At 61.0% G+C, this 17,514-nt stretch carries 13 protein-coding genes and 1 tRNA gene; 11 read left to right on the top strand and 3 right to left on the bottom strand.

The genetic code is table 11. From position 1 onward, the window contains the following. Positions 1–344 precede the first annotated feature (344 nt). The 7 genes from ACESTR_RS00425 to ACESTR_RS00455 all read left to right on the top strand — a co-directional run bounded on the left by ACESTR_RS00425 (position 345) and on the right by ACESTR_RS00455 (position 5,843). On the top strand, positions 345–1,592 hold the full coding sequence (locus ACESTR_RS00425; RefSeq protein ID WP_195559195.1) for a spondin domain-containing protein: 1,248 nt from the start codon (positions 345–347) through the stop codon (positions 1,590–1,592). 68 nt (positions 1,593–1,660) lie between these two features. Next, on the top strand, positions 1,661–1,930 hold the full coding sequence (locus ACESTR_RS00430; RefSeq protein ID WP_195291321.1) for a hypothetical protein: 270 nt from the start codon (positions 1,661–1,663) through the stop codon (positions 1,928–1,930). An 11-nt stretch (positions 1,931–1,941) separates the two neighbouring features. Next, positions 1,942–2,229 (top strand): hypothetical protein, encoded by a 288-nt coding sequence (locus tag ACESTR_RS00435; RefSeq protein ID WP_014775519.1) that lies wholly within the window; start codon positions 1,942–1,944, stop codon positions 2,227–2,229. Positions 2,230–2,271: 42 nt separating this feature from the next. Beyond that, positions 2,272–3,243 (top strand): manganese catalase family protein, encoded by a 972-nt coding sequence (locus ACESTR_RS00440; RefSeq protein ID WP_009597216.1) that lies wholly within the window; start codon positions 2,272–2,274, stop codon positions 3,241–3,243. Between the two features lie 111 nt (positions 3,244–3,354). Further along, entirely contained in the window at positions 3,355–4,797 is a 1,443-nt protein-coding gene (locus tag ACESTR_RS00445; protein ID WP_014775518.1) for an alpha-amylase, read from the top strand. A gap of 186 nt (positions 4,798–4,983) precedes the next feature. Then, complete coding sequence (locus ACESTR_RS00450; RefSeq protein ID WP_009597228.1) at positions 4,984–5,193, top strand: hypothetical protein; 210 nt, start codon at positions 4,984–4,986, stop codon at positions 5,191–5,193. A 173-nt stretch (positions 5,194–5,366) separates the two neighbouring features. Further along, positions 5,367–5,843 (top strand): TspO/MBR family protein, encoded by a 477-nt coding sequence (locus ACESTR_RS00455; protein ID WP_009597169.1) that lies wholly within the window; start codon positions 5,367–5,369, stop codon positions 5,841–5,843. A gap of 41 nt (positions 5,844–5,884) precedes the next feature. On the opposite strand, the gene ACESTR_RS00460 is transcribed toward ACESTR_RS00455, so the two are convergent. After that, complete coding sequence (locus ACESTR_RS00460; protein WP_279066838.1) at positions 5,885–6,526, bottom strand: nitroreductase family protein; 642 nt, start codon at positions 6,524–6,526, stop codon at positions 5,885–5,887. A 90-nt stretch (positions 6,527–6,616) separates the two neighbouring features. Here ACESTR_RS00460 and dinB point away from each other — a divergent pair, with 90 nt between their 5' ends. The 4 genes from dinB (at position 6,617) to ACESTR_RS00480 (ending at position 15,308) form a co-directional block, all read left to right on the top strand. Further along, positions 6,617–7,693: a DNA polymerase IV gene (gene dinB, locus ACESTR_RS00465; RefSeq protein WP_195559191.1), complete on the top strand. Its 1,077-nt coding sequence runs from the start codon at positions 6,617–6,619 to the stop codon at positions 7,691–7,693. 205 nt (positions 7,694–7,898) lie between these two features. Further along, complete coding sequence (locus tag ACESTR_RS00470; protein ID WP_373178669.1) at positions 7,899–12,773, top strand: translocation/assembly module TamB domain-containing protein; 4,875 nt, start codon at positions 7,899–7,901, stop codon at positions 12,771–12,773. Continuing rightward, positions 12,757–15,060 carry a BamA/TamA family outer membrane protein gene (locus ACESTR_RS00475; protein WP_217729544.1) on the top strand — a complete coding sequence of 768 codons (2,304 nt, stop codon included), beginning with the start codon at positions 12,757–12,759 and terminating at the stop codon, positions 15,058–15,060. Before ACESTR_RS00470 ends, ACESTR_RS00475 begins: the two co-directional genes overlap by 17 nt. A gap of 157 nt (positions 15,061–15,217) precedes the next feature. Further along, positions 15,218–15,308: transfer RNA gene (locus ACESTR_RS00480), tRNA-Ser, on the top strand. Between the two features lie 87 nt (positions 15,309–15,395). Here the strand turns inward: ACESTR_RS00480 and ACESTR_RS00485 are convergent. Together ACESTR_RS00485 and ACESTR_RS00490 are read right to left on the bottom strand one after the other, a co-directional pair. Further along, the gene (locus tag ACESTR_RS00485; RefSeq protein ID WP_014775514.1) at positions 15,396–16,157 is read right to left on the bottom strand and encodes a TIGR03915 family putative DNA repair protein; all 762 of its coding nucleotides are present in this window, start codon (positions 16,155–16,157) and stop codon (positions 15,396–15,398) included. 5 nt (positions 16,158–16,162) lie between these two features. After that, complete coding sequence (locus tag ACESTR_RS00490) at positions 16,163–17,422, bottom strand: putative DNA modification/repair radical SAM protein (protein WP_022044143.1); 1,260 nt, start codon at positions 17,420–17,422, stop codon at positions 16,163–16,165. Between the last annotated feature and the right edge of the window lie 92 nt (positions 17,423–17,514).

The raw sequence follows: 17,514 nt of genomic DNA on the forward strand, positions 1-17,514 counted from the left end.
TTTGTGTGGTTATTTCACCCGGAGCCTCCCCGGCCGGGGAGTGGCGGGCCTACACTCCGGGGTCCGCAAAAAATCTGCCGAACAGCGACCGAACCTCCGCAGGAAGAAGCTTCTACCTCAGGGTCCGAAAACCCGAAAAAAATCCATCCACCCCTTACTGCGTGTTTTGCAGGAATATCCATCCTCCCGTTTTTTCAATCCATCCAAAAGTATTTTTCATGGCATAAATGATGCACGCAACTGCATCGAAAAGGGTGCCGGACAACAAATACGAGCATATACCTTAATATAAATAGCAATAACGGTTTAACCGAGTATTAACTTAATTAATCATTCTATCAACTATGAAAAAAAAGTACTTTTTCACCGCATTCGCTGCGGCTTTGCTTTTCGCAGGATTCGCCTTTACGGCCTGTGACGACGATGACGACAACAGCGCCCCCGGCACGAAGCCGACGATCAAGTTCGAAAACGTAATCCCGACGAAGAATTACGTTCAGAGCGGCACGTTCGCCGCCGTGGCTCCCGGTGCGACGACCTCGTTCACATTCCATGCGGCCAAAGGACAGCGGCTGATGTTCGCCACGATGTATTCCTATTCCAACGACCTGTTCTTCGCCCCTGAGAATCCGGGTATCGCACTCTTCAACGATTCGGGCGTCCCCTATACCGGCGTCATAGCCAATGCCGTGAAACTCTGGGACAACGGAACCCGCGTCAACGAACAGCCCGGCCCCAGCGTCAACCATCCGGGCGTAGCTCAGGCCGGCGTAGTGAGCGAGGTGAACGGTACGGACGCGGAGGGTCACACCTACCCGGCGGCTTCGAGCCTGCTTCAGGTAAGTCTGACTTTCGACGCCGTACAGTCGCTGTTCACCTGCACGATCTCCAACATCTCTAACGGCACCTCGAACGAGACTCCGCTCTCCGGCGGCGTATTCGTCGTATCGAATATGCTCGACGGCAAGCTGGTGATGGAGAAGCCGTTCTTCAACGTCGATCAGAAATCGGGCGTGGAGCTGACCAAGCTGGCCGAAGCGGGCAACGTCGATCCCCTGAAGTCGCTCGTAGCCGATCAGACGGGAATCATCACCACGCTGCACGGCGCCATCGTAGTAGTCTACACGGGCAACACCAACCCGATCTATCAGCTGGGACAGAAAGACGCTCAGCTCGGTCTGGCGGCTCTCGCACAGCGCGGCGATCCGGGACAGCTGAAAGCTTCGCTCGAAAAAGTCCCGCAGGTGCGCAAGATCTACACGATTACGAAGACCGCCCTGCCGGGCGAGAGCATGGAATGCACCTATGAGGCCGCAGCCAACGAAAAGGTAGCGTTCGCAACGATGTTCGGCTATTCGAACGACTGGTTCTTCGCCAACGGTCCTGAGCTTAACGCACTGACCAAAGGCGACATAACGAGCAAGACCGTCCTGCTCGACGACGGTACGGCCGTAAGCCAGTATCCCGGCGCCGGCAATGCCCAGTCCGTATTCGGCGGAACGCTGATGCCCGAAGACAAGGCCATCAGCGCAGTCGGCGACACCTACCCGGTTCCCGCCGTCGACGGAATCGTCAAGATAACGATCTACTAAGGATCGTCGTGTGTGTGTTAATTGCGTCCGGAGCAGGAAACTGCTCCGGTTTTTAAACCCGTACAATCATGACAAACGACAAATCACAAGAAGGCAAGGTTACCGTTGCCGTAGAAAAAAAGACCTCCAAAATTCCCTCGATGGTCTACCTGAGTGCCGGTCTGGGCGCATTGGCGGTCTCGGCCTGCATGATGTTCCGCGGCCGTAAATCCGCAGCGCTGCTCGTCGGCCAGTGGGCCGCCCCGCTGCTGATCATGGGCCTTTACAACAAGATCGTCAAGACCGAAGGTCACGACCGCCCCGAATCCGGGACGGACAAATTAAACCGAATCATTTAAAAATCACGATTATGGACAAGACAAACCAGATGCACGGCGAAAGCCGTGAACAGCAAAACGATACGCAGAGCGCCCCGATGCAAAACGGCAATACGAACGACCTCGACAGCCGGAGCCACAACCGCGACAACAGCGGCATGCACGCAGGCGGCACCGAAGGCAGCAGCTACCGGCCACAGCCGGACAACAAGGAGCAATACGGCTCGAAGAAAGGCTCGTACTGGGAGGAGAAGGGCTCCGACCGGGAACAGAGCATCGGAAGCCGCATGAACGAGGAGAGTCTCAAGCAGAAACAATAGTCAGGCCGGCTTCCGGCATGTTCAACTTAATACAGCGAATATATGTTTTACCATTCCAAAGAACTCCAGTTCAAAGCGCGGGTGTCGAGACCCGATCCCCGCTTCGCGCGGCTGCTGCTCGAACAATTCGGCGGCGGCAACGGCGAGCTGAAAGCCGCGATGCAGTATTTCGTGCAGGCGTTCGCCTGCCACAACCCCTATCCGGACAAATACGACATGCTGATGGATATCGCCACCGAAGAGCTGGGCCACCTCGAAATCGTCGGCGCCACGATCCAGATGCTGCTCGCCGGCGTCAACGGCAACCTGAAGGATGCGGCCGAGCGCAACGACGTCTTCGGCGAAAGCATTTCGAAGGACGATTTCATCCATTCGGCCTTTTCGATCAATCCGCAGTTCGGCGTACTGACGGGCGGCGGTCCGCGTCTCACCGACAGCAACGGCGTGCCGTGGCAAGGCTCCTACGTCAATGCCAACAGCGACCTGACGGTCGATCTGCGTTCGGACATAGCCGCCGAATCGCGCGCCAAGATCGTCTACGAATACCTGATGCAGTTCACCGACGACAAAGACGTGCTGGCGACGCTCAACTTCCTGATGACACGCGAAGTGGCGCACTTCCAGCAGTTCGAAGCGGCGCTGGGGACCATCCAGCCCAACTTCCCGCCGGGAGTGCTCCAGAGCGATCCCCGCTACAGCAACATCTACTCCAATCATTCGACGGGAGAGGATGCCCGCGGCCCGTGGAACGAGGGCGAAAGCACCGGACTGGGCGAAGAGTGGCTCTATGTCGAGGACCCGCGCGAGCAGGTGCTCGAAACCGACGGACTCACGCAGCTCAAACCGCAGGGAACACCCCGCACCGAAGCTTCGGTGCGCAGTGCGGACAAGAAACTCAGCAAGGAGCGCAGCGGCGAAATCCGCAAGGCGACGCCGGAGAAGAACCTCCGGTGGTGCGAGTACGAACCGCAAGACACCAAGGCGTCCCGCCGCCAGCCGGTCGAACAGGACTAAATATCCCGTCAGCCCGCTGGGTGTGAACGCTCCGGAATTTCAGCCGGAGCGTTCTTCCTGTTTTGCATGCGCTTTGCAGCAAAATACCGCAAACATCAAATACATATATTTATGAAAAACGGAGTAATGATGCAGTATTTCGAATGGAATCTGCCCAATGACGGTAAATTGTGGACGCAGTTGAAAGAGGACGCCCGACACCTGCACGACGTCGGCGTCACCTCGGTCTGGATCCCGCCGGCCTACAAAGCCGACGAACAGCAGGACGAGGGATACGCCGTCTACGACCTCTACGATCTGGGCGAGTTCGACCAGAAAGGCACCGTCCGCACCAAGTACGGCACGCGACAAGAGCTGGAGGAGGCGATCGCGGCGCTGCACGCCAACGGGATTTCGGTCTATATCGACACGGTGATGAACCAGAAAACCGGCGCCGACTACACCGAGAAGTTCATGGCCTGCGAAGTCGATCCCGAAAACCGCGAGCAGGTGATCGGCGCCCCCGTCGAAGTCGAAGGCTGGACCGGATATACCTTTCCGGGGCGCGGCGACAAGTACTCCCCCTTCAAATGGCACTGGTACCACTTCTCCGGAACCGATCAGGTTTACGAGACCGGCAAGCGGGCCATCTACCTCATCCAAGGCGAAGGCAAGAAGTGGAGCGAAGGGGTAGACGGCGAGAACGGGAATTACGACTTCCTGATCTTCAACGACGTGGATTTCGACCATCCCGAAGTGATCGAGGAGATGAAACGCTGGGGCGCATGGATCGCCCAAACGCTCGATGCCGACGGCATGCGTCTCGATGCGCTCAAACACATCCGCAACACCTTTATCGGCGAATTCATGCACAGCGTCCGGGCTTCGCGCGGCAAGGAGTTCTACGCCGTCGGCGAATACTGGAGCGGCGATTTCGAGTCGCTGGAAGCCTACCTCGACGCCGTGGACCACCAGATCGACCTGTTCGATGCGCCGCTTCACTTCAAACTCTTCACCGCTTCGCAGCAGGGGCGCGATTTCGACCTGCGGACGCTGCTCGACGACACCCTCGTGCGGAAACATCCCACGCTCGCCGTGACGTTCGTGGACAACCACGACTCGCAGCGCGGCAGTTCGCTCGAATCGCAGGTCAAGTCGTGGTTCAAGCCGCTGGCGTACGGCCTGATCCTGCTGATGAAGGAGGGGTACCCCTGCATCTTCTACGGCGACTATTACAGCATGAAGGGCGAAGCGTCGCCCCACCGGGCCGTTCTCGACATACTGCTCGACGCACGCCGCTCGCGGGCTTTCGGCGAGCAGACCGACTACTTCGACCATCCCAACACCGTGGGGTTCACCCGCGCAGGCGACGAGCAGCATCCGGATTCGGGACTTGCGCTGCTGCTCTCCAACGGCGAAGACGGCGAAAAGGTGATGTCCGTAGGCGTAACGCATGCCAATGAGACGTGGCACGAGATCACGGGAAGCTACGACGACGAAATAGTCATCGGAGACGACGGCAAGGCCCTCTTCAGGGTACACGGAGGAAAACTGGCCGTCTGGGTCAAAAAATAATGCGTCCCCTATAGGCCGAAACAGCCGAAAGAACGGCCTGCCGGGCCGGAATGGTATACGTTTTGTATTCTTTCCGAGCAACGCCGCATATTGCGTCAACAGTGCGGCGTTACAAACTTGCTTTCGGCCGAAAGGTTTTTTCGGCACGAACGACAGCACAATGTCAAACTAAATTCTTTATCAGTCATGAAAGAGTCAACCAACAAGACCGCCGGCCGCACGCAGACCGGACAAAACAAATCGGCGACCAAGTCGTCCCGCACGACCACCTCGCACGCCAGCTCGACGAGCCGAGGAACCGCCAAAAGCCAGTCGTCCGCCACGGGCCGCGTATCGCGCAGCAACAATCCCGAAGGACACAACCAGTACACCAAAAAATCGCAGGGCAACTGCTAACGACGCAGTTCGTCTTTCGATAGAGTGTCGCAAGGGACTGTCTGACCGGGTTCAGGCAGTCCCGTCTTTTATCCGCCGACCGTCCGGCAGACCTGCAGGGGATTCACGCCGCCGGATCGTCCGGCAACAGGGCGGGCACCGATTTTGCACACACAATCAGAAACGGCTGAACGATGAAAAAGGCTTGGGCTTATATTCTTCCCACACTGCTCTGCTTCGTATTGGGAGGGCTGGTCGGATGGTGGCAGAACGACGCGATCCGCGAATGGTATCCGCATCTGGTAAAACCTGCGCTGACGCCGCCCAATGCGGCATTTCCCATCGCATGGAGCATCATCTACCTCTGCATGGGCCTCTCCGCCGGACTGGTTCTGACCTCCGTCTCGCCCTTGCGCCGGAGGGTTATGGCGCTATGGTTCGCACAGCTGGGATTCAACGTGCTGTGGAGCATCCTCTTCTTCGTATGCCGAAGCCCCCTGCTGGGAATGATCGACATCGCGCTGCTCGACATTCTCGTCGCCGCCTACATTGCGCAGAGCGGGAAAATCCGGGCCGGAGCGGCGTGGCTCTTCGTTCCGTACCTCTGCTGGATACTCTTCGCCACCTATCTCAACGCCGGCATCCTCGCGGCCAACGGCACGGAGCTTTAAGCTGCCGCACGGCCACCCGCCCGACGCGGAAAGAGGGCGCATCATCCGATCAGCAGATCCTCCAGACGGACTTTGGGGACATAGTGCGTCCCGTTTTTCCGGTAATAGGCGCGGTCGCCGTCGGAGCCGATCTCCGTCAGCTCGATCTTCTCGATGCCCTTGCCGAGTGCGAGAATCAGCAGCGGCTCCGCATCCAGTCCGAACTCCCGCCTGATCGGCTCCTTGTCGAACGCTCCGATGCAGATGCCGTTCAACCCGATTTCGACCGCCTGCAACAGCATGCTCTGGGCTGAAATGCCCAGATCGATATGGACATAGCGGTCCTCGGCGACCGTCGAGCAGATGATGATGAAAGCGTTCGGCTCGGTCCCCGGCAGGGGCAGATGAAGTTCGGGCAAAGCCCCTCCCAGCCGGATATGGGGCAATACTTTGGGAGCCTCGTCCGCCAGTACGGGCCGGAAGCGCAGCACCTGCTGATTCCGCGCCGAGGGGATTTTGGCATTCACGCCGATAATGCGCCGGAGCTGATCCCCGCGCACGACGAACCGCGCGTCGTAACCGCGATGGCTCCGGTTTTTGAGCAGCAGCCTGCCCAGCGTCGCCAACGGCCTGCGATTGCGCGGCCCCGATGCCGTCCGGGCCAGATACTCTTCCATTTTCCGTCCTAAATAGTCGTCCGCCATTTTCTTCAGAATTAATCCGGAGACAAAGATACGCAAAATCACCGGACGAAAGAGCGGCATTTATTCACTATCTTTGCAGGAATCACCACCATGACGCAACGGAAAATCATACATATCGACATGGATGCGTTCTACGCCTCCGTCGAACAGCGGGACCACCCCGAATACCGGGGCCGGCCGATCGCCGTCGGCCATGACGGCCCGCGGGGCGTCGTCGCCACGGCCAGCTACGAAGCCCGGCCCTACGGGGTGCGTTCGGCGATATCCTCCGCGCTGGCGAAACGGCTCTGTCCGAACCTGATCTTCGTGCCGGCGCGTTTCGACGTCTACAAGGAGGTGTCGCGGCAGATCCGCGCCGTCTTCCGCGACTACACCGAACTCGTCGAGCCTCTTTCGCTCGACGAGGCGTTCCTCGACGTGACGCACCTGCGCTCGGCGACCCTCGCCGCCCGCGAGATCAAAGCCCGCATCCTCGCCGAAACCGGACTGACCGCATCGGCCGGAATATCGGTCAACAAGATGCTGGCCAAGATCGCTTCGGACTACCGGAAACCCGACGGACTGTTCACGATCCCGCCCGGACAGATCGAAGAGTTCGTCGCGGCTCTTCCCATCGAGCGGTTCTTCGGCATCGGGGAGGTGACGGCCCGGAAGATGCACGGCATGGGAATCCATACGGGCGCCGACCTCAGGCTGCGGGACGAAGCGGAGCTGGTCCGCCATTTCGGCAAGGCCGGACACAGCTATTACGGCTATGCCCGCGGCATCGACGAACGCGAGGTCACGCCGAACCGCATCCGCAAATCGCTCGGCGCGGAGACGACCTTCGCCGAAGATACCGACGACCGGGAACAGCTGCGGCTGGAGCTGTCGGCCGTGCGCGAAGAGGTCTGGAACCGCCTGATGCGGCACGAATTCAAGGGAAAGACCGTCGTGCTGAAACTCAAGTTCGACAATTTCCGCCAGATAACCCGGTCGAAGACGCTTTTCGCTCCCGTCAATTCGGCCGAAACGCTCAGACAGGTGTCCGAGGAGCTGCTGGCGGCGGTCGATTTCCGCGGACGGAAGATCCGCCTGATCGGCCTTACGGTCGGCAATTCGCCCGAAGCCTGCACCGAGTGCGTGCAGCTGCGGTTCGATTTCGGGGAATCCGCCCGGAACGTTTAAACGACTTTTCGCACGACCGGCGGCAACACGGGAAGGGAAAAGACGATAATTGTTTAAAAAGAGACCGTTTATGGGGAGCGGAGCCCTTGCCCGATCATCGGGTTTTTAGTAATTTGCGCGAAATTTCGCAGGCCCCGCGCACCGGGCGGACAATCGCACGCAGACGCGTCGCCGCCTGACAAACACGGAATCAGTCACTCTGCAAATGCTGAAAAAGATACTGAAATATACGTTCCGGACGCTGCTCGTCATCCTCCTCGTCCTGATACTGGTCCCCGCCCTGCTCTACATCCCGGCCGTTCAGGATTTCGTCCGGAGCAAAGCGGTCGGCTACGCATCCCGGACGCTCGGAATGGACCTGTCGGTGGAGCGTCTGCGGCTCTCCTTCCCGCTGCGGCTGTCCGTGGACAATACGCTGCTGACCGACAAGGGCGACACGCTCCTCTCCTGCGGACACCTTTCGCTGGAGGTCGCCGTGTGGCCCCTGCTCCGCAAAGAGGTCGCCGTGCGGAGTCTCGAACTGGCAAAACTCGCGGCGCATTACGGAGATTCCACGGCAGGCATGGACCTGAAGGTCGCCGCCGGACAGTTCGCCGTGAATGACTGCCGGGTCGGCCTGCCGGCCAAAACGGTCGGCATTTCCCGCATCGCGCTGACGGACGGGGATGTATTTCTGAATACGGCGGAGAGCGCTCCCGCCGAAAAGGCGGACAGCGCCGCGGCCCTGCCGTGGCAGATCGACGTCGGGAAACTGACGGTCGCAAACCTCGTCTTCGGGATGCGGACCGCCCCCGCGGTAACCGACCTCTCCGTCCGGCTGCCGGACGGGGAGGTGGATAGCTGCCGGGTTCTGCTGGACAGCCGGCAGGTATCCGTGAAAAGCATCCTGCTGAACAGGGGCGGATACGCCTACCTGACGGCCCCGGCGGACGCCGGAGAAAAGGCTCCGGACAAGACGGCTGTTCCGGACAAGAGAACGGCCTCGAACAAAACGACGGCCCGGAGCAAAGCGGCGCCCTCCGACAAAACAGCGACTCAGGGCAAAGCGGCGCACCCCGATAAAACAGCGGCCGCCGACAACGCATCATCACCCCACGACGCAGCGGCCGACGACGGCGAAGCTCCCGCCCTGCCGTGGACCGTCCGGGTCGGCAGCATCGCACTGAACGACAACAGTCTCGAATACGGAACGCTGCACCACCGCCCCGCGGCGGGATTCGATCCGGCGTTCATCGTCCTCTCGCCGCTCGACCTGTCGGTCGATTCGATCTACAACCGGGGCGCCGACATCGCCCTTCGGATCCGCCGGCTGGCGTTCACCGAACGCAGCGGGTTGTCCGTACGGAATGCCGCCGGAGCGTTCGCAATGGACTCCACCGGCATTTCGCTCTCCGGGTTCGAACTTGCGACGCCGCTTTCCGGCGTCCGGGCCGAGGCGCACGCCGGAGCCGGAATCATGCGAATGGCGCCCGACACCCCGCTGACCGCCGACCTCTCGGCGAGCCTGAATACGGAGGAGATAAAACTGCTCTATCCGCAATTGATTCCCGCCGCGCTGGACGACCGGATCGTCCGGATCAAGCTTTCGGCGGCGGGAACGCTGGGCGACATCAAAAAGGCGGGGCTGGACATCTCGTCGCCCGGACATATCGACCTTGCGGTGAACGGCACCGCGAAAAACCTGCTCGCCCCGGAGCGGCTGGAAGCCGCGGCCCGTTTCGAAGGGGAGTTCCGCGACATGGCTTTTCTGCTGGAGATGCTGCCCGACACGGCCCTGCGGCGGCGCGTGACGATTCCCGAACGGATCACGCTCCGCGGAGCGGCGGACGCGGACCGGGGACTTTACTCGCTCGCTTCGACGCTGAACGCCGACGGCGGCCAGCTGACGCTGAACGGCCGGATCGACCCGGAAAAACAGATATACGATGCGGAAGTCCGATGCGACAGCCTTCCGCTGAACCGGTTCCTTCCGGCCGACTCGCTGGGCGCACTGGATTTCACGCTGACGGCCGGGGGCGCCGGATTCGATCCGTTATTGCCGCAGACACGGGGAAGCGTCCGGATGCGGATCGGCCGCGGGGAGTACCGGAGCCACGATTTCGGCGGAATAGAGCTGGATGCGGACCTCGAAAACCAGCACCTCTCCGGCCGTCTTTCCGACCGTGACGAAGCGCTCCGTCTGCTGCTGTCCGTTTCGGGAACGCTGACGGAGCGGGAACAGCGGATCGGCGTGTCGGGCAATGTCTTCGACTTCGATCTGGCCGACATGGGAATCACCCCGGAGCAGATCGGCGGATCGTTCGCGCTCGACGCCGACGCTTCCGCTTCGGATGCCGGCGGCATGGCCGCACGTCTCACGCTGGACAGCATCGTAATCCGCAGCAAAAACCGCACGGACCGCATCCGCCGGACAAACGTCACGTTCGGCACCGACACCACAGCCACCCGCGCCGGACTGACCTCCGGCGATCTGACGCTCTCGTTCGCCGCCCCCGAACCGCTCGATTCGCTGACCGCCGCCGCGTCCCGGAGCGCCGGGGTGCTGGCGCAGCAGATCCGCTCGCAACACGTCGATATGGATTCGCTCAAAACGGTCCTGCCCGATTTCGGACTGCGGGTCTCGGCAGGACGCGACAACATCCTCAGCAGTTTCCTGAGAACCAAAAGAATCGCTTTCAGCAACCTCGACATCGCCGGCACGAACTGCGACTCCCTGCCCGTATCGCTCCGGATGCGCGTGGAAAAACTGGCTTACGGCAGCATCGTTCTCGACACCCTGACGGCATCCGCGGTGCAGAACGGGAGCCGGCTGGAATACGCCCTCCGCGTGGCGAACGCCCCCGGAAATCTGGACAACATAGCCCTCGCGGGAGTGTACGGCCACGTCGTACGGAACACGGGAGCGGTGAATTTCTACCAAAAGAACCGCGCAGGCCGGGAAGGATTCCGCTTCGGGGTGGACGCAGCGTGGAACGACAGCCTGATCCGTGCGTCCGTAACGCCCCTCGCCCCGGTATTCGGCTCCGAGCCGTGGACGGTGAATCCCGGCAATTACCTCGTCTACCGGTTCGACGGAAACCTGAGCGCCGACCTCGCCATGACTCACGGCGACCAGCGGTTTGCGATCCATACCGTTCCGGAAACCGACTCGCTCCGCGGCATCCGGCTCGACATCGCAGGGCTGAACATCGGCGGAGCGCTGGCGATGCTCCCCTCCGCCCCGCCCGTCGGCGGCGTGCTGGGCGCCGCCGTGACCCTGAACACGGGCGCCGACTCGCTGGCCGTCCGGGGCGACGTTTCAGTCGCCGGACTCTCGTACGACAAGCAGCGCTTCGGGGACGTCGGGCTGGGCGTACGCTATGCACAAGGGCGGGAACAGCAGGCCGACGTGCGGCTCACGCTGGACGGCGCCGACGTCCTGACCGCGCGGGGCGACTACCGCAAAGAGCGGGAAAGCCCGCTCGACATCACGGCGTCGATCCCCGGATTCCCCCTGCAGCGGGCCGACGTCTTTCTGCCCGCCGACATGCTCCGTCTCTCCGGCATCCTCTCCGGGAAGCTCCACGCGGGCGGAACGCCGCAACGGCTGCAATTGAACGGCGGCCTGCAGTTCGCGCAGACGGAGGTCCGCGTGCCGATGATCGGCACTTCGTTCCGTCTCTCTTCCGACACGATCCGCATCGACGACAGCCGGGTCCTGTTCGACGACTTTGCGGTCACCGCCCCCAACAAAAGCCCGCTGACGATCGGAGGGTACGTCGATCTGACCGACTTCGGCCGCATAACGGCCGACATCGCACTGCGGGCGTCGGATTTCCAGTTCGTGAACGTGGCCCGGAAGGAGGGAACGGCCGTCTACGGGAAAGCCTATCTCGATCTGGACGCGACGGCCAAAGGCCCTCTGGACGAACTCGTCGTCCGCGGCAGCGTCGCACTGCTCAAAAACACCGACATCAACTATGTCATGCAGGATTCGCCGATGGACGTGAAGGAGCGTCCGCAGAACATCGTGACCTTCGTTTCGTTCCGCGACATGGACAACCAAAGCTTCGCCGAGGCCACCCCGACGGTGCGGATCGGCGGCATGGACATCGTCCTGAACGTCGACATCAACGACGACGTCCAAGCCGCCGTGGACCTCTCCGCCGACGGCAGCAACCGGATAGACCTGCAGGGCGGCGGCAACCTGACCTTCACGATGAATCCGCTGGGAGACGTCAGCCTGTCAGGCAAATACGTCCTTTCGGGCGGGACGGTGCGCTACAATCCGCCCGTGATCTCCCAGAAGATATTCAAGATCACGCCGGATAGCTATGTAGACTGGGTCGGAAACGTCGCCGACCCGGCCTTCAACATTACGGCGGTCGAAACCGTCCGGGCCAGCGTCTCCGCGGACGGGCAGGATTCGCGCTCGGTGAATTTCAACATCTCCATCAATATCCGCAATACGCTGAACGACCTCGAAGTCAGCTTCGGGCTGTCCGCCCCCGAAGACCTCACGATGCAGAACCAGCTCAATTCGCTGACGGCCGAACAGCGGGCCAATCAGGCGATGAACCTGCTCATCTACAACACCTACACCGGTCCGGGAACGACCGCCAAGGTCAGCACCGAGAACCCGCTCAACTCGTTCATACAGAAAGAGCTGAACCAGTGGGCACAGAACAACCTGAAGGGCGTGGACCTCAGCTTCGGCATCGACTCCTACGGCGAGGACGACCCGAACGGCCAGCGGACCGATTATTCGTACCGGCTGTCCAAAAGTCTCTTCAGCAACCGCGTGCGCGCCGTCATCGGGGGCAAGTTCAGCACCGACGCCGACCCGTCGCAGAACCTGAAGGAGAACCTGATCGACGACATTTCGCTCGAATACATGCTGACCAAACGCGACAACATGTATCTGAAGGTCTTCCGCCACACCGGCTACGAAAGCATCCTCGAAGGCGAGATCACCGAGACGGGCGTGGGCTTCGTCATCCGGAAGAAACTGCTCCGGCTGGGCGACCTGTTCAAACCGATGCGTCCCAAAGCGGAAAAGGAAAAACAAAAACGAAACGAGTCCGATGCGCGTCAGAAATAGCTGCATACTCCTCTGCGCCGCACTGCTCGCGGCGGCCTGTTCCACGACCCGGCGTCTGGGAACGGACGAAGTCCTGTACACGGGAGTTAGGAAGATCCGGATCGAACCCGATTCGGGCGTCGTGCTCTCCGCAGCGGCCGAATCGGCCGTGAAGGAGCCGCTCTCCGTGGCCCCGAACAACCCGCTTTACAGCCCCTATCTCCGCACGCCGCTGCCGATCGGCCTTTGGGTCTACAACTACCTCTACACGCCGAAGGAGAAGGGATTCAAATACTGGCTCTACAAGCGGCTGGCCAAACAGCCCGTACTGATCTCCAAGGTACAGCCCGGACTGCGGACCAAAGTCGCCGAGCAGGTGCTCGAAAACTACGGTTATTTCGGCTCCCAAGCCGAAGACTCCCTGCTCTACCGCAAGCACGGCAGAAAGGCCAAGGTCTATTATACGCTCCGCATCGCGCCGCCGTGGTACTACTCGAACATCTCCTACCCGCAGGCCGGGGGCAGCCTGCAGCCCCTGATCGACAGCATGCGGGCGACCTCCCTGCTGCGGGTCGGGGCGCAGTACAACATGGACTCGCTGACGCTCGAACGCAAGCGCATATCGCAGCTGCTGCGCAACAGGGGCTATTATTATTTCCGGCCGGAATACATGGAATACCTCGCCGACACGACCGTCGAACGGCGACGGGTCGATCTGCGGCTGAACCTCAAACCGAACGTCCCGGAGGTGGCCCTCAAACCCTACCGCGTGGGCGACATCACGGTCCGCCTCACCAACATCAAACCCGGTCCGGCCGATACGTTCCGCCTGCAGAACGTGCGGGTCATCGCCCAAAGGCCGATGAAAATACGCCCGAAGATACTCTCCCGGACGCTCTCGCTCGAACCCGGCCAGCTCTTCACCGTGGACGCTCAGAACCGCACGCAGACCGCCCTCAACAAACTGGGCATTTTCCGCTCGGTCAATCTGGGCGTCACGCCGCTCGACTCGCTGCGGGGCGCCGACACGCTGGACGTGGTCATCGACGCCCAGTTCGACTATCCGCTGGAAGCGGCGCTGGAGACCGACGTAACCTCCAAGTCGAACAGCTTCATCGGTCCGGGCATCACCTTCAAGGTCAGCAACAACAACCTCTTCCGGGGCGGCGAGGTGCTCGCCGTGAAGCTGAACGGCTCGTACGAATGGCAGACGGGCAACAAGAACTCCGGGGGCCGTTCGTCGCGGCTCAACTCCTACGAACTGGGGCTGAACGCCAACCTCAACATTCCGCGGCTGCTGCTGCCGTCGTTCGTAACGCGCAGGCTGAGATACCCCGGCAGCACGACGTTCCAGCTGGGCGTGGACCTGATGAACCGCCCCAGCTTCTTCCGGCTGATCGCCTTCAGCGGCTCGGCGGGCTACAATTTCCAGACTTCGCCCTACAGCCGCCATTCGCTGACCGTATTCAAGCTGACCTACAACAAACTGCTGCACACGACCGAAGCTTTCGACAAGACGATGGACGAGAATCCGGCGATCGCCATGAGTTTCCGCAACCAGTTCGTTCCGTCGATCAACTACACCTACACCTTCGACAAAACCTACGGCCGCACCGGCAACCGCCGTTTCTACTGGCAGAACAGCGTCACCTCGGCCGGCAACATCCTTTCGGGCGTCCTGAGCCTGTTCGGCAGCAAACAGCCGCAGCATTTGTTCGGCAACCGCTTTTCGCAGTTCGTCAAGGAGGTGAGCGAAGTGAAGTTCTACCACCGCATCGGACGCCGCAACAACTGGCTGGCCACCCGTTTTCTCGTCGGAGTGGGATACGCCTACGGCAACTCCGAAGTGATGCCCTACAGCGAACAGTTCTATATCGGCGGAGCCAACAGCATCCGGGCCTTCACGATCCGGTCGTTGGGTCCGGGCAGCTACCGCCCGCCCGCAGACGACCGCAACGGCTATCTGGACCAGACCGGCGACTTCAAGCTGGAGGCCAACGTCGAATACCGTTTCGGCATCATGGGACGGCTGAACGGGGCGGTTTTCCTCGACGCGGGCAACATCTGGCTGTTGAAAAAGGACCCCAAGCGTCCCGGCGCCGAACTCAAATGGAAAGGGCTGCTCAACGAAATCGCTCTGGGAACGGGCTTCGGACTGCGATACGACATCAGCTATCTGGTCATCCGCGCCGATCTCGGAATCGGCCTGCACACGCCCTATCCGAATCCGGACAAAACGGGCTATTACAACATCTCCAGCTTCAAGGACGGACTCGGTTTCCATTTGGCCATCGGCTATCCGTTCTAAATCGGCGACGGGGAGGATTCCCCTCCGAAAACGGCTGCGGATCGGCGCCCGGCAAAACGGCCGGGCCGCCGGAGGGGCCGAATTTATCTTTTCGGCAGCGGAAAATCGCCGATCATTGGTAAATTCTGAAAATAATTATTACCTTTGCGAACCGCAAGGAGAGGTGCAGGAGTGGTTGAACTGGCCCGCCTGGAAAGCGAGTAAACCCCTAAAGGGTTTCAGGGGTTCGAATCCCCTCCTCTCCGCCAGAGGCGTGAAACACGCAAGCCCCGCAAAACCGAAGTCCGCAGATTATTTCTGCGGACTTTTTCATTCCCGGCGCCAACACCTCCCGTTCACTCCATTTCGGTCAGATGCTTCCAGTAACGGCGGGGCATCATGCGCCGCTGCTGACGCTCGTTGATCCGCTGGGGAATCGCCAGCGCCCGGAAATAATTCTTCCAGAGCAGCTGAAACTGCCGTTCGTCCTCGGCCAGCCAACGGTCGGCGAGCTTGTCGGCGATCATGCCGCGGTCGTCTTCGAGCGTCACCCGGCGCGCCGTCCGCCCGTCGTAATAATATCCGTAATCGCGCCGCCGGTCGTAGATAAGCCACCGCTGGTCGGCGAAACGGTCCGTAAAGTAATCCAGCGACAGCGGCAGGGCGTCGTGTTCGGGAGTGGCGGCGGCAAAATAGGTGCCGTCGGCAGCCTTCTGAAGCCGGACGAACTGCCTGAGCCGCTCGCACTCGTGCGAAACTTTGAGCGCCAGCCGGTGCAGCGCCTTCATGTCGGGATCGGCCTGATCGGCCAGCACGCCTCCGCCCTCGTCGAAAACCCGGCGCATGCAGCGCAGCATCAGCAGATCGCTCCGCTCCTGCTCCCCGTGCCATGCGTAGACAAGCATCGAACGCGCCCGGACGACAAGCCTGCGTTCCAGTCCGCGCCAGACACGGGCGGCGTGCGCCGGATCGGTCGCGACCTCGTGCACGCGCTCCGTAAAAAGCGGTTCCGGCTCTCCGGGACCGATCAGCTGCTCCGGGAACGCCCGCATCGCATAGGCGTCGAACAGCGCCGAGAGCAGCCCGTCGAAAGATTTATCGTAACGAAAAACCAACATCGCATTCAGAAAAGGGTCAGCTGACCTTCATTTTTATCCGGTTTCTGCCGTTTAGGCGCAGTCAGCAGACGGCGCACCTGCTCCGGCCGCAGTTCGTTCACCCCCTGCCCCGTGGTCAGCTCGCGGCAGCGGACGAAATACTGCGCCTTCTTCATCACCACGCCGATCTGCCGCAGCGACTGCATGGTCAGCGTGCGGTAACGGCGCGAGCTGACGATCAGCCGCGCCGACTTGACCCCGACGCCCGGCACGCGCAGCAGCGCCTCGTAGTCCGCGCGGTTCACATCGACCGGAAAAAATTCGGGATGCCGCAGCGCCCACGCCAGTTTGGGGTCGATATCCAGATCGAGCCGGGGCGTCTTCTCGTCGGCGATCTCCTCGGCACGGAATCCGTAGAACCGCATCAGCCAATCGGCCTGATAAAGCCGATTTTCGCGCACGAGCGGGGCTTTGTCCAGCGCAGGCAGCCGCTTGTCGTAGGGATTCACCGGAATAAAACCCGAATAGTAGACGCGCTTCATCGTGGGACGGTCATAAAGCGACGACGAAAGCAGCAGAATGTCGCGGTCGCTCTCGTCGGTGGCACCGACGATCATCTGCGTGCTCTGCCCCGCAGGAGCGAAGCGGGGCGCATGGCGGAAACGGCCGCGCTCCTCGGCACTCTGCAGCACCCCCTGCTGGATGTAACTCATCGGGCGGTAGATGCTTTCATAGTTCTTGTCGGGAGCCAGCAGCAACAGGTTGCGTTCGGTCGGAATTTCGATATTGACGCTCATGCGGTCGGCGTAACGCCCCGCCTCGGCCACCAGTTCGGGACTGGCACCGGGAATACTTTTCAGGTGGATGTAGCCGTTGAAACGGTGCACCGTACGCAGGTCGCGCGCCACGCGGACCATCCTTTCCATGGTATAGTCGGGGTTGCGGACGACGCCCGACGAGAGAAACAGTCCTTCGATGTAGTTGCGCCGGTAGAACTCGATGGTCAGCTCGGTCAGCTCGTCCGGCGTGAAGGCGGCCCGCCGGATGTCGTTGCTGCGCCGGTTGATGCAGTAGGCGCAGTCGTAAATGCAGACGTTGGTGAGCATGATTTTCAGCAGCGAGACGCAGCGGCCGTCGGCCGTGAAAGAGTGGCATATGCCCCACCCCGCCGTGCTGCCGACACCGCCCGCGCGATGCCGGCGCGTAACGCCGCTCGACGCGCACGAGACGTCGTATTTGGCCGATTCGGCCAGCACCTTGAGTTTTTCGAGCACGGTCTCTTTCATGGCGGCAAGTTATCGTTTTTTTCCATAAAACCGCTTCCTCCGGCCGATATTTTTTCGGGCTTTTCCGCACCCCGCTGTATGCGTGGACAATA

Origin of the sequence: Alistipes sp. DJF_B185, assembly GCF_964250025.1 — a bacterium.
Lineage (GTDB): Bacteria > Bacteroidota > Bacteroidia > Bacteroidales > Rikenellaceae > Alistipes > Alistipes finegoldii.

Bases quoted from the DNA above. Each gene is read 5' to 3' on its own strand.
- ACESTR_RS00475 (WP_217729544.1), top strand. From the start codon at position 12,757: ATGCGCGTCAGAAATAGCTGCATACTCCTCTGCGCCGCACTGCTCGCG.
- ACESTR_RS00435 (WP_014775519.1), top strand. From the start codon at position 1,942: ATGGACAAGACAAACCAGATGCACGGCGAAAGCCGTGAACAGCAAAAC.
- ACESTR_RS00445 (WP_014775518.1), top strand. From the start codon at position 3,355: ATGAAAAACGGAGTAATGATGCAGTATTTCGAATGGAATCTGCCCAAT.
- ACESTR_RS00455 (WP_009597169.1), top strand. From the start codon at position 5,367: ATGAAAAAGGCTTGGGCTTATATTCTTCCCACACTGCTCTGCTTCGTA.
- ACESTR_RS00430 (WP_195291321.1), top strand. From the start codon at position 1,661: ATGACAAACGACAAATCACAAGAAGGCAAGGTTACCGTTGCCGTAGAA.
- dinB (WP_195559191.1), top strand. From the start codon at position 6,617: ATGACGCAACGGAAAATCATACATATCGACATGGATGCGTTCTACGCC.
- ACESTR_RS00460 (WP_279066838.1), bottom strand. From the start codon at position 6,526: ATGGCGGACGACTATTTAGGACGGAAAATGGAAGAGTATCTGGCCCGG.
- ACESTR_RS00425 (WP_195559195.1), top strand. From the start codon at position 345: ATGAAAAAAAAGTACTTTTTCACCGCATTCGCTGCGGCTTTGCTTTTC.
- ACESTR_RS00450 (WP_009597228.1), top strand. From the start codon at position 4,984: ATGAAAGAGTCAACCAACAAGACCGCCGGCCGCACGCAGACCGGACAA.
- ACESTR_RS00485 (WP_014775514.1), bottom strand. From the start codon at position 16,157: ATGTTGGTTTTTCGTTACGATAAATCTTTCGACGGGCTGCTCTCGGCG.
- ACESTR_RS00470 (WP_373178669.1), top strand. From the start codon at position 7,899: ATGCTGAAAAAGATACTGAAATATACGTTCCGGACGCTGCTCGTCATC.
- ACESTR_RS00440 (WP_009597216.1), top strand. From the start codon at position 2,272: ATGTTTTACCATTCCAAAGAACTCCAGTTCAAAGCGCGGGTGTCGAGA.
- ACESTR_RS00490 (WP_022044143.1), bottom strand. From the start codon at position 17,422: ATGAAAGAGACCGTGCTCGAAAAACTCAAGGTGCTGGCCGAATCGGCC.